Raw genomic sequence first — 12,251 nt, 5'->3', positions numbered from 1 at the left:
AGACAACTCGGCGCGAATTTGACCGCGAGCACACCCGCAATCTCGCGAAGCCGAGCGCAACAAACGCAACAAACGCAACAAACGTAACTGAACACAACCGAACACAACCGAACACAAATCCAGTGCGAGCCAGTGCGAAAACGATTGCGCACCACGTACGACGCACCGCTTCCCAGGTCATTCGCAATTTGACGAGGACGTTATAATGCACACTGAGCGGCACGCCATCATACAACGCACGACGACAATCCCAGCCAGGCTGTCCGAATTGCTTGACACAGAGGTAGCCCATGACCTTACATGTCTTATGGATACGATTATCGCGTGGGCTGTTGGTATCATGATGACATGGGCCCCGCCTGGGAAGAGCTTCATCAAGGACGCGGTCGAGACGCCCGAGGAAGGCCGTGCGCGCTACCACGAGATCGCGCGCGCGGCGGCGAAGGTTGCCTATGATCCCGCATTGAAGCCGCTCTTCGGCGGCCCGCGCGGTCGAGCCGAGACGATGGCGCTGCTCTTATCGATCGCGTATTTCGAGAGCGGTTACCGTCGCGACGTGGACCTCGGGCTCGGGAAGCTCGCGCGCGGCTCGGGGCTCGACTCCTGTCTGCTCCAGGTCCGCGTCGGCGCCGGCAAGACCCGGGAGGGGTGGTCGCACGAGGATCTCGTCGGGGATCGAGAGAAATGCTTTCGCGCGGGACTCGCGCTGATCAAGGGATCCTTCGGGGCGTGCCGCAAGCAGGAGCCGCGCGACCGGCTCAGCGCATACACGCGCGGCAGGTGCATCGACAACGACAAGCATTCGAGGGCGCGTATTGGACGCGCGCTGAATGTGCCGCGCGCGCCGATGACGGACGCGGCGGTGCTCGCCGCAATGCCCGGGCGCGCCCCCCTCCCCGCCGCGCCGCCGAGCGCGCCGTCCGCGACCGGAGCGGCCAGGACGGTCGCACCAGTCGGAACCGCCGGAAACGACAGCTAACGCGGCGACGAATGAGGGGGATTGGCCAGCGCGCGAGCGCGTTGCGATCGCCCCGCGCACGACCGCTCCGGCCGCGCCTGACGACCCGCTGGAGGCGCGCGCTCAGCCCCGGATCAGGTTCGTGGCCGCCTCGGCGGTGAGGTAGCTCTTGCTCTTCATTCCCAGGCGGATCGACGACAGGCTCACGTCCGTCTCGCCCTGGAGCGCGGCGATCGTCAGCGCGTTGTGGCAGTAGATGTTGATGAGCTTCGGGCTACCGCCGCTCCTCGCGTGCAGCAGCTGCTGCGACGCGAGGTCCATCTGGAGCCCCCGCCTGCTCCCTCCGACCGAGCACATCCTGAAGTCGATGTATTCGATCATCTCCTGCTGCGTCATGCCGGGCAAGAGGAGCGACTGAGCGCCGGAGTAGAGCTCGCGCGGCACGCCGTTCGAGGCGAGGGTCGCGGGGAGATCGGGGGCGCCCACCAGGATCATCGAGAGCTTGCCCGCCGGGGCGCAGCGCAGGATGTCATGGATCTCCATCAGGAGCTCGTGATCCTCCGGATCGACGCCGTCGACGACCAGCACCGCGATCGCGTCCGACCCTGCGCGGAGGAGCGCTTGCCCGAGGAACGCGTCGACGAGGAACTGCTGGCTCAGCGTCGGTGTGATGGCCGTCGCCCCCACCTGCCTGCACAGCGACACGAGCGGCCGCGTCCCGAAGAGCAGCTGCGGCTCGACCGAGAAGACATGGATCCGCGGGACCTTGTTCTTGATCATCTCACAGACGAAGGTCCGGCCGCTCCCCGGCTCGCCCACGAGGATCGCCGGGCGCTGCCCGGCCACGATCTGCGACGCCAGCGTCCTCAGGATCCAGGCATAAGGGCCCGCGTCCCAGAAGAAGCTCGGCTGCCGGATGTCGCTGAACGGATAGCCGGTCAGCCCGAAATGATCACGGTAGCTGTACTGGCCGGTGAAGTGCCCGACGGCGGTCGAGCTGTTCACCAGGATCGTGCCCGTCGGCGTCGCGAGCGGGCCCCTCGGCGGCGCTGGGAGCTCGCTTATCCTCGTATCGGAGAGATCCACGGGCGAGCCGAGCAGCGCGCTCTTCGGCTCCGCCATCTCTCGCGGCCTGACGCTGCTGCGCCGGAGCATCAGCATGTCCTCGAGGAACGCCACGATGTGCCCGGCCGACGGCCGCTCCTGAGGCCTCTTCGCCATGCAGCGGCGCAAGAGCTCCGCGAGGAGCGGGTCGATGTCCGGCATCGCCAGCTTCGGATCCGGGACGGGCGCGTGGCAGTGCGCCTGGAAGCAGCCAGCGAGATCCCGCGCCGAGAAGGGCGTCCTGCCCACGAGCAGGTGGTAGAACGTGCAGCCGAGGCTGTAGATGTCCGACGGAGGCGCGATGTCCTGCCCGGTCCATTGCTCCGGGCTCATGTAGAACGGCGTGCCCTCCAGCGTGCGGGCGGCGCTGCCGCCGAGCGGACCGCTCTCCGGATGGGACGCCAGGCCGAAGTCGGCGATCTTGAGCGTCCCCGACGCATTGAGGAGGAGGTTGGCGGGCTTGACGTCGCGGTGGGAGATGCCGAACGACGCCGCGAGCTCGAGCGCCGCCGCGGCCTCGCGCATCTTCTCGATCCCGAACTGCTCCGGCAGGCGGCCGCCGTGCTGCTTGGCCGCCTGCGCCATGGTGAGGCCGTGGACGTACTCCATGGCGATGTAGCGGACGTCCTCGTCCTCGCCGACCTGGAAGATCTGCACCACGTTCGGGTGGAGGAGGCGCGCCGCCGCGCGCGCCTCGCGCAGGAAGCGGTCGCGCCGCTCGGGATCGGTGTCCGCGCTCCCCTTCGCGATCAGCTTCACCGCGACGTCGCGCTGGAGCACGCTGTCCCTGGCCAGGTACACGGCGCCCATCGCGCCGATGCCGAGCAGCTGGATCAGCTGGAAGGGTCCCAGCCACTGTCCCGCCAGGTGGGTCAGCGTACTCGCAGGCTCCGCGATCATCGGACTCTCATTCCCATCTTGCCATCAAACCCGTGCGCTCGCCGGGCGAATGCGTCGGCTTCCAGTCCACGACCCGCTCACGACCCGCACGAGGAGCTCACAGCTGCCCCGCGCCGGGCCCCGCGTCGCTCCGCGCCCGACCCCGCCCCAGGATGTGTCCCATCGTGAACGCGGAGAGGACGAGGACCGTGACGATGATCGGCACGGCGTAGGTCGCGAGGGACGCGATGTTGGGCGCGGCGCCCGCGCCGGCCGCGGCGCCCACGCCCGCCGCAGCCTTGTCGGCGCCACCCACCGTCATCAGGATGGCCGTGGCCATCGAGGCGGCGATCGAGAGCAGGGCGATCGCGAGCCCCGCGGCGAGGCCGCTCGGGCCAGTCGGCTCCAGCACGACGGGCGCCGCGACCGCCGGCGACGTAATCCCGGGCGAGGAGACCGGGACCGTCACCAGCGGACCGTCCAGCTTGACGTGGACGTTGACGACCATGTCCTGGCCCGCCCACGGGATGACGAGCCCCTGCGGGCTCGCGCTCGCGACGGCAGGGGGCGCTGCGGATGCCGGGCGCGCCGCCGCCCGGGACTCCTCGTGGTGGATACCGCTGGTCATCATGGCCTCATGGGCAGGGTTGGTCTGGTAGTGCAGCGTGTCGGCGTCCTCGTCGAGCGGGCCCGGGCGCCTCTTCGCCGGCATCACCTCCGTGACGCTCGACGGCGCCGGCGCGCGCTGCTCCGAGAGGGGCGGCCGCTGCGCGGGCGCCCGCTCCCGCACGGGCGCGGCGTCGGCCTTGCGACCGCCCCCGCTCGCGACGTGATCTGCGGCCGCCTTCTTCATGACGTCCGCGATCACGCCGTAGACCTCGGTCCATGCCGACTCGACGTCGCGCGTGAAGCCGTCGCCCAGCCCTTCGCGCAGCGTCCAGAGCAGCGCCTCGCCCACCACGTCGTAATGGCGATCGACGACCATGTAGCCGTGGTGCCGCACGCCGAGCGCCTGGAGCACCGGCACGAGCCTGCCCAGGTTGTTCAGCCCATCGACGGCCACGGCGAGCGTCTGCATGAGCTTCTTCTTCTGCTCGGCCATGTCGTTCTTGAACAGCGGCCGCACCGACGGTTCGAGCTCGAAGAGGCGGTCATAGAAGAGCGCCGCCGCGGCGTCCGAGATGGGCATCACCTTCGCCCACGATCGCTGCACGAGCTCGATGGTGCGCAGGCTGATCGGCGCGCCCGCGGGCGCCGCGGCGGGCGCGGGCGGCGGCGGGTCGCCCTGCCAGGGCGGCACGACCCCGACGAGCGTCCGCGAGGCCTTGGTCGACGAGGGCGGCGGCACCGACTTCGGCATCTGCACCGCATGCTCCACGGGCGCCGAGCGCTGCGCCGGTTGCTGGGAGCCGATCCGCGGGGCCTCCCTCCCGGCCGGCGCCGGCGAGGGGTGCGCCTGCGCGCCGCCCACGGCCGAGTGGGCCGCGGCGGCCTTCTTCATGACGTCCGAGACCACGCCGTAGACCTCTTTCCACGCGGACTCGACGTCGGCCGAGAAGGAGTCGCCGAGCCCCTCGCGCAGCGTCCAGAGCAGCGCCTCGCCCACCACGTCGTAATGCCGATCGACGACCATATAGCCCTGGTGCCGGACGCCGAGGGCCTGGAGCACCGGCACGAGCTTGGGCAGGTTGTTCAGCCCATCGACGGCCACGGAGAGCGTCTGCATGAGCTTCTTCTTCTGCTCGGCGATATCGTTCTTGAACAGCGGCCGCACCGACGGTTCGAGCGTGAACAGCCGCTCATAGAACAGCGCCGCCGCGGCGTCCGAGATGGGCATCACCTTCGCCCAGGACCACTGCACGAGCTCGATGGTGCGCTGGCTCAGGAGCTCCGGCGGCTGCGCGCTGCGCGCCTTGTTGAGGAACTCGGGCGCGCCGTAGGCCCCCGGCCCTCGCTGGGTGGCAGGCCCCGCAGAGGGCAACGCACGCGCCGCGGGCGCGGTGGCGCTGCGTTGCGGCTTGGCAGCATCCCCCGGCGTCGCGGCGCCGCGCGTGTTGGTCGAGGGTGCGAAGGGATCGTTCGGTTTGGCCATCGTGGTTGTCCGCTGGAGGTTACCGGGAATGCGCCGGTGAGGTGCGCGCCGCGGCGCGCGTGTTCAGAGCACAGGAGCCGCCTCTATCGGCATCCTACATCACGGGGCCGGCGCCTGCCTACGGCGCGGCGAGAGGGCTGCGCCGCCGGCGCGAGACGCCCGTGAAAGCGCGCGCCATGTCCACCAACGCCCGACCAAGGCGCAACGAACGCACGACGAACGCGCGCAGATCGCGGCGACCTCGCCGGGGGCGCGGCTGCGCGACGAGCGGACCGAGGCCGCGGATGTGGCGCTGGCGAACCGCACCTGTACCGGCTCCGTAGCGCTGCGCACTTCCCGAGCGACACCGCCGACGGACAGGGCATCGGAGCGGCAACGCGCCGGAGCCGCAGAGAGCGATTGAGTTCACGCCGTCGACGCTCGATGTTCCAGAAGGGGTGTGCCCCCCTCATCGCCCTTGCGCTCGAGCCGCTCCGCGCCGCCGCGCTCCGATGGAACGACTGGGACCCAGGGCGCGCGAGGCCGCCGGGACGACCAGGACCTCTCCCGAGAGGCACACACCAAGCGAGCAGGCAAAGCGCGCGACGAGCAGCGCTCGCCTGAAGGGACCGGACGGCGGGATCGCTCAGACCGCCTCTCCGGTCTCACGCTCGGCGTCAGCAGACAGACCCTGAAAACGAAAAACGCGAGGTGGCCTTTCCGGCCAATCCTCGCGTCCTCTTGCTACTTGGGTCGTGGTTGCGCGGGCGGGATTTGAACCCACGACCTTCGGGTTATGAGCCCGACGAGCTACCAGGCTGCTCCACCGCGCGAGAGGGAATCTACTCACGGCCTCGCTCCGGTCAAGGATTCTCTCACGGCCCGGTGTCGATTGTGTCCATTCCCCTTTCCGATGCCTTCCGAGGGCGGCGGCACAGCTCGGCTGCGCTCGAGCGGTCCCTTCGTCCCCCTGCCCCTCAGCCCAGCCAGTCCGGCACGAGCGGCGACGGCGCCGCCGTCGAGATCACCCAGAGCTGGTGCGCCGCGCGCGTCGCCCCGATGTGGAGCAGGTGCCGCGACTCGTCGTCGGCCGAGTAGGTCGACGCGTTCACGTCGACCAGCACCACGTAGTCGTACTCGAGGCCCTTCACCTGCCGGACCTCGGTCACCTCGACGCCGGGGCGGAACGCGAACTCGTAGGCGCGCACGCGCCGGAGGTTCGGGATCTCGGCCATCCTGAGGGCGTCGTAGTAGACGTCCGCCTGCTCGGGGTGGCGCGCCAGGATCGCCAGCGTCGCGCGGGGCTCGCGCGCGAACAGCGGGCGGATCGCGTCGGCCAGGAACGCGACGGCCGCGCCGGCGCTCGGGAAATGGTGGTGCTCGACCGGCGCCCCGCTGCGCGGGGCGAGGGGCGGCGTCGGATCCGCCAGCGGGCCCAGCACCGCGCGGGCGAACGCGAGCACCTCGCGCGTCGAGCGGTACGCGATGCGCAGCGGCTCGACGTCGACCCGCGACAGGCCGAGGTCGTCGAGCGTCGCCCGCCAGTCGCGGAAGCCGGAGTCCATGAAGAGCCGCTGCGCCGTGTCGCCCGCCAGCGTCACGCTGCGCGGCTCGGCCACGACGCCGAGCAGCACCGCGAGGTCGATCGGCGCGAGATCCTGCGCCTCGTCCACGAAGAGGTGCTCGTAGACGAGCACGTTCTTCCCCTTGCGGAGCTCGCCCCGGAGCAGCTGGTACGCCCGCAGGAGGAGCGCGTCGTCCTCGGGGTCGAGCACCGCGCGGTCGTCGCTCGAGACCTCGCGCCCGTCCCCGCCCCGGTCGTCGTCGTCGTCCGCGGGCTCGTCGGCCATCGCCGCCTTGCGCTCGGCGCGGTCGCCGGGGTCGAGGTCGAGCACGGCGGGGCAGCGGTCCGCGCACCAGCGCCACGCGCGCTTCACCTGCTCCGGGCCGAACTCGGGGTCGCCCGCCGCCTCGAAGGCGGCCATCACCCGGTCGAGATCGGTGAGCACGTCCGCCCAGAAAGCGAGGGTGCCGCGCGAGTCGCGCCGCGCCCGCGCGTCGTCCTTGAGCTCCGCCGCGCGCTGCTCGAGGAGGTGGAGCATCGCCGGGTGGGTCTTGTAGCGGGTCACGACCGAGGGCGTGTTCTCCTCGATCGGCGCCTCGAGCCACGGGAACGCGCGCTTCCGGGCCGCGCGCGCCCACTCGGAGAACGTCTCGACCGCGATGCCGCCCAGGCCGAGCGCGGGGAGCGCCTCGCTGATGTACGCGCGGAGCGCGGGGCTGCCGACGATGACGAGCATCTTGTCGGCGGTGAAGCGGCGGCCTCCGTTGTAGGAGAGGAAGGCGAGCCGGTGGACGCCGATCGTCGTCTTGCCGCTGCCGGCGCCGCCCTGGATGACCACGATGCCGGCGTCCGGCTTCGAGATGAGCTCGAACTGCCGCGGGTCGAGGAGCGCCGCGATCTCCGGGAGGTGCCGGTCCTCGCGGGCGTGGAACGCCGCCCCCGTCCCGAGCCCGCCGCGCGCGCCGCCCGCCGCCGCGCGCGCGATGTCGCGCATGTCCTCGGGGCGCACCGCGCTGCCCTGCCCGCCGGAGAGCTCGGTCGCCCGCGTCGCGATCTCGCGGAAGCCGCCCGAGGGCCCGCGCACGAGCGTCCCCTGCGGCGCCGAGATGCGATAGAGCTCGCCGTCGTCGATCGTCACGGTGCGCCGCACGAGCACGGTGCCCTCGACGTCGCGCTCGCCGAAGGTCTCCTCGTACTCCGCGCCCTCCTCGTAGCGGTAGTAGATCTGGCTGACCGGGGCGTGGCGCCAGTCGACGATCCGCACGCCCGCGCTCGCGTCGACGAGCGTCGTGCGCCCGATGAGGACGTCGCGCTCGGGGCGGCCCTTCTCCCGGAGGCGCAGGTGGCCGAAGTAGGGCGACTTCGGATCGACGGGCTCGACGACGTTCTCGTTCCGCCGCGCGGCGATCCCTTGCAGGCGCTCCATCTGCTGCACCAGCGCCGGCACGTCCTCCAGCCGCGCCGCCGCGATCTGATCGCGCAGCGAGAGGAGCTGCTCCTCGTAGTTCTCGGCAGGCGGCGGGCGCGACGGCTTGGTCGCGGCGGCGGCGAGGTGCGCGGTGACGCGGGCGAGCAGCGCCTCCTCCTCGTGCACGATCGCCGCGCCGTGCTCGCTCAGCCCGGCGCCGGGCGCGCCGTCCGCAAACGTGGGAGGCGTGGGCGGCGCAGGCCGGGTGGACGTCGTGATGGTGGCCGAGGACGGCGCGGTGGACTGCTCTCGGGTGGGCGTGGGGCTCGTAGAACGATTCGCGGTCACGGGGATGCCGATGCGATGGTGGATGAGGTGACAGGCTGAGCCGGAGCGTCAGCACGCCAGACATCCGTCGCGGCCCGTTGACGCAGGAGGGTCGGACCTATTGACCGATCCGGCACAGCTCCGCAACCGCCGCGTGGGGCCCCCCACGCTATCCGCGCTTCGGCGCGTTTCCACGGGCCGGCGCGCGCCTCGACGGGGCGGTTCGCGCCTCGGCGTGCGCCTCGACGGGCCGGCGCGCGCCACGCGAGCGCCCTCGGTGCGTAACGTGCCCCGCGTCCGAGGGCGGATCCGCCGCGGGCGGTGGCGTTCTGGATTGAGGTCACGTGGGCGGACGCCGTACAAGGCAGCGATGCAAAACTGCGCGACCCGGTCCGACCGGCTCCTCGAGCTGATCCTCTTCTCGCTGCGCGATCGCGGGGCGCTCTGCGCGCTGGTCCTCGCCGCCTACCGGGTCGAGCTGACCAGCCTGCTCGACCGCGTCTCCTCGGGCTCGATCGGGGACGACGACGATCGGGAGGTCGCGCCGCACGCCCGGGGGGATCGCGCTTCCGGATCTCCGGCGCGCGCCCGCGCCGAGGGGCGCCGTACGGAGGCCCGGATCAGCGAGGAGGACGCGTTCCTCATCTACGATCTCGCCGGGTGCATCGCCGAGGCGGCGGGCGCGGCCCGCCTCCCGGTCGTCCGCCGCGACGCCCTCGCCCTCCGGGAGAAGGCGGCCGAGGTGCACGCCGGCGGCGAGCGCGCTGAGCGGGACATGTTCGCGGCCGGGCTCAGGGTGATCGACCGGATCCTCGACGCGGCCCGCGCGCAGCCCTCGCCGCGGAGCGAGCCCGCGAGCAAGGACCTGAACTGAGCGGAACCGAGCGGGACTGAGCGGGACTGAGCGGGACTGAGCGGGAGCGTGCACGCCGGGCGCTCCATCGATGGCCTGCTCCCTGCACCGGGTGCCGCCGCGGGGCGCTCCGCCTCGGTCCCTGGGGCGGGCTCGCGTCCCGGCGGGTCGCGCTCGCGCCGAAGGACAGCATGAGCACCCCCTGCGCCGGCTCCCTCTCCGCGCCGCGAACGCTGCGAAGCCCGCTGTGGCGCGCGGCCTCGAGCGCGCCGATGCGCGTCTCCTTCGCCGGGGGTGGCAGCGACCTGCCCGGCATCGCCCGACAGGACGGCGGGCGCGTCGTGGGCGCCGCGATCGATCTGCGCGTGCGCGTGATCGTCGAGCCGTTCGATCGAGGCTGGGTGCGGCTCGAGCTCGCCGCGCGCGGCGAGGGGCGGGCGGAGCCGCGCCCGACCGAGGGCGCCGGCGGCGCCGGAGGGGCGCGCGTCCTCCTGCGGCGCCGCGCGGATCCTCCGCGCGACGATCTCGCGTTCCGCCTGGTCGAGGCGACGCTCTCCGCGGCGGGCGTGGGCGACGGGGTCGCCCTGCGGGTCGAGAGCGAGACGTCGCCCGGGGCTGGCCTGGGCGGCAGCGCGTCGGTGGCGGTGGCGGCGCTGTTCGCGCTGCGCGCCTCGCTCGGAGAGGCCGTGGCGCCGGAGGCTCTGGCGCGCGAGGCGGTCGCGATCGAGCGCGAGCGCCTGTGCAACGCGTGCGGCGCGCAGGATCAGGTGTTCGCGGCGTTCGGGGGGCTGCTCGATCTCGCCTTCGACGCCGGCGGCTGCTCGGGGGTGCGTCCGCTCGCGATCGGCTGCCCGGACCTCGTGCCCGCGCTCTCGGCGGGGCTGCTGCTCGTGGACACGGAGGTGCGGCGCGTGTCGGGCGAGGTGCTGGATCGGATGGACTCCGGCTCGGCGTGCGACGCGAAGGGCGAGCTCGTGGCGGCGGCCGGCGAGGTCGCGCGCGGCTTCGAGATCGGCTCGCTCTCGCTGGTGCTCTCGGGCATGCGCCGGGGCGCGGCCGCGAAGGTGCGCCTCTCGAGGGCGGCGAGCGCGCTCGCGCTTTCCCTGGAGCGGCGGCTCGACGGCCTCGGGGTCGAGGTCCTCCGGGTGTGCGGCGCAGGCGGCGGCGGGCACATCCTCGTGTGGGCGCCCGCCGAGCGCCACGCGCGCATCCTCGAGGCGCTCGGCCCGCGCCTCGTGCGGCGGCCCGCGCTCGGCGCCCCCGGCGTGCGGCTCGACGGGGGCTGACGCGGGCTGACGGCCGCCGCGCGGCGCTAGGCGCTCGTCCTGAGGCGGGCCTTGCGCGCGCCGCGCTCGAGCGCGAGCCCGATGAGGCGCTCGATCAGCTTGCGCGCGGGGATGCCGCTCGCCTCCCAGAGCTTCGGGTACATCGAGATCGCCGTGAAGCCGGGGATGGTGTTGATCTCGTTCACGTAGAGCGCGCGATCGGGCGAGAGGAAGAGGTCGACGCGGGCCATCCCCGACGCCTCCAGCGCGCGGAACGCGCGGAGCGCGACCAGCTGCACGGCGTTCGCCTCGGCCGGGGAGAGGTCGGCCGGGATCCGGATCGTGGCGCCGTCGGCGTCGATGTACTTCGCGGCGTAGGAGTAGAAGCCGTCGGCGTGCCCGACCACGATCTCGCCGGGCACGGAGGCGATGGGGTCGTCGTCGCCGAGCACGGAGCACTCGATCTCGCGCACCCCCTCGATGCCCTGCTCGCAGACGATCTTCAGGTCGAACTCGAAGGCGTGCTCGACGGCCGCCTCGATCTCGGAGCGCGCCTTGACGCGCCGGACCCCGACGGACGACCCGAGGTTCGCGGGCTTGACGAAGATCGGCCCGAAGCCGGCGCTGCCGGCGGAGAGGGCGGCGATCTGCTCGATGCACGCGCCGCGATCGCGGTCCCACGCGGCCCGGCGGAGCGTGACGTGGGGGACGATCGGGATCTCCGCCTCTCGGAGCAGGCGCTTCATCACGTCCTTGTCCATCCCCACGGCGGAGCCGAGCACGCCGGAGCCGACGTACGGGACGCCGGCGAGCTCGAGGAGGCCCTGGACGCAGCCGTCCTCCCCGGTGGGCCCGTGCAGGACGGGGAAGACGACGTCGATCGGCGAGCGCGCGCCGCCCGGCACGGTCAGCGTGGCCTCGCCCGCGGGCCCGGGGTGGGCGTCGAGGGCGATCTCCGGCATCGCCTCGTTCAGCCGGGCGAGGCGGGGGTCGCGCGCGGCGCCGAGGAGCAGCGCCTCTTCCTGGAGCAGCCAGCGGCCGGACTTGTCGATGCCGATGAGCATCGGCTCGAAGCGGTCGCGGTCGAGCGCCTCGACGACGAAGCGGGCGGACAGGAGGGAGATCTCGTGCTCGGCCGAGCGGCCGCCGAACAGGACGGCGACGCGCACCTTGGCGGGGTTCCGCATGGTGGCACCCTAGCCGCGATCGCGCGCGGGGGTGAAGAAGCCGGCGACTCGAGCGACGCGAAGAAGACGGCTACTCGGAGAGGACGCGGAACGACGTGCGGACGGTCGCCATCGCCACGCGCGCGACGTGGCCGTCGGCGAGCTCGACGTCGACGGCGGTGAGCTGGCCCTGGCGCTCGATCAGCCTGGCCACGCTCACCCTGGAGCCCCGGGCGACCTCGGCGCGCGCGACCTTGACGTCCGCGAGCGCCTCCAGCTGAGCGCCGACGGCGATGCCGTTCGCCACCTTTGCCGGCGTCTCCTCGGTCGCCCTCGCCGCTCCGGCGGGGACGACCACGGCGAGCGCCGCGACGACCGCAACGATGAGGCCGCCCGTCGTGCTCCTTCGACTGCAGGTGAGCATCGAGCCCGATTCTACGCGGAAGGAGAGCGATGTCACCTGCGTTGTCACCAGATCGGGTGGTCCGTCCAGGAGGGCCCCTGCGACGACATCGAGCGCGCCTGTCGGCACAGAACGCAGAGGCGCATCGTCCCCTTGGGGCGGCCCGCTGGAGCGGGCACCCCGGGCGGGCGCTCCGCGCGCTGGCGCCGCGGCCGCGCCGGCGAGCTCCGCGACGCGACATCGAGCTCGGCAA

8 protein-coding genes and 1 tRNA gene are annotated in these 12,251 nt (G+C 72.5%); 3 read left to right on the top strand and 6 right to left on the bottom strand.

Going from position 1 to position 12,251, the window contains the following annotated elements; translation table 11 throughout:
• Positions 1 to 205: 205 nt before the first annotated feature.
• Positions 206 to 979, top strand: a complete 774-nt coding sequence (locus WME73_RS03020; RefSeq protein ID WP_437744074.1) for a hypothetical protein — start codon at positions 206 to 208, stop codon at positions 977 to 979.
• Positions 980 to 1,081: 102 nt separating this feature from the next.
• Here WME73_RS03020 and WME73_RS03015 read toward each other — a convergent pair whose 3' ends face one another.
• From WME73_RS03015 to WME73_RS03000, 4 genes are all read right to left on the bottom strand, one after another.
• Positions 1,082 to 2,962, bottom strand: a complete 1,881-nt coding sequence (locus tag WME73_RS03015; protein ID WP_437914669.1) for a protein kinase domain-containing protein — start codon at positions 2,960 to 2,962, stop codon at positions 1,082 to 1,084.
• A gap of 97 nt (positions 2,963 to 3,059) precedes the next feature.
• Entirely contained in the window at positions 3,060 to 5,033 is a 1,974-nt protein-coding gene (locus tag WME73_RS03010) for a globin family protein (protein WP_437914668.1), read from the bottom strand.
• Between the two features lie 735 nt (positions 5,034 to 5,768).
• Positions 5,769 to 5,845 (bottom strand) — tRNA-Met (locus tag WME73_RS03005).
• 144 nt (positions 5,846 to 5,989) lie between these two features.
• Positions 5,990 to 8,332: an ATP-binding domain-containing protein gene (locus WME73_RS03000; RefSeq protein ID WP_437744071.1), complete on the bottom strand. Its 2,343-nt coding sequence runs from the start codon at positions 8,330 to 8,332 to the stop codon at positions 5,990 to 5,992.
• Positions 8,333 to 8,681: 349 nt separating this feature from the next.
• Between WME73_RS03000 and WME73_RS02995 the strand changes: the two genes are divergently transcribed.
• Both WME73_RS02995 and WME73_RS02990 read left to right on the top strand, forming a co-directional pair.
• Positions 8,682 to 9,185, top strand: coding sequence for a hypothetical protein (locus WME73_RS02995; RefSeq protein ID WP_437744070.1), 504 nt, complete (start codon positions 8,682 to 8,684; stop codon positions 9,183 to 9,185).
• Between the two features lie 170 nt (positions 9,186 to 9,355).
• Positions 9,356 to 10,450 carry a GHMP family kinase ATP-binding protein gene (locus WME73_RS02990; protein ID WP_437914667.1) on the top strand — a complete coding sequence of 365 codons (1,095 nt, stop codon included), beginning with the start codon at positions 9,356 to 9,358 and terminating at the stop codon, positions 10,448 to 10,450.
• Positions 10,451 to 10,476: 26 nt separating this feature from the next.
• Here WME73_RS02990 and WME73_RS02985 read toward each other — a convergent pair whose 3' ends face one another.
• Positions 10,477 to 11,616 carry a D-alanine--D-alanine ligase family protein gene (locus tag WME73_RS02985; RefSeq protein WP_437914666.1) on the bottom strand — a complete coding sequence of 380 codons (1,140 nt, stop codon included), beginning with the start codon at positions 11,614 to 11,616 and terminating at the stop codon, positions 10,477 to 10,479.
• A gap of 70 nt (positions 11,617 to 11,686) precedes the next feature.
• On the bottom strand, positions 11,687 to 12,019 hold the full coding sequence (locus WME73_RS02980) for a hypothetical protein (RefSeq protein ID WP_437744067.1): 333 nt from the start codon (positions 12,017 to 12,019) through the stop codon (positions 11,687 to 11,689).
• Positions 12,020 to 12,251 lie beyond the last annotated feature (232 nt).

Source organism: Sorangium sp. So ce302 (assembly GCF_051530145.1).
Taxonomy (GTDB): domain Bacteria; phylum Myxococcota_A; class Polyangia; order Polyangiales; family Polyangiaceae; genus Sorangium; species Sorangium cellulosum_B.
Note: the sequence above shows the minus strand (reverse complement) of the source record. Positions and strands in the feature narration are given on the sequence as shown.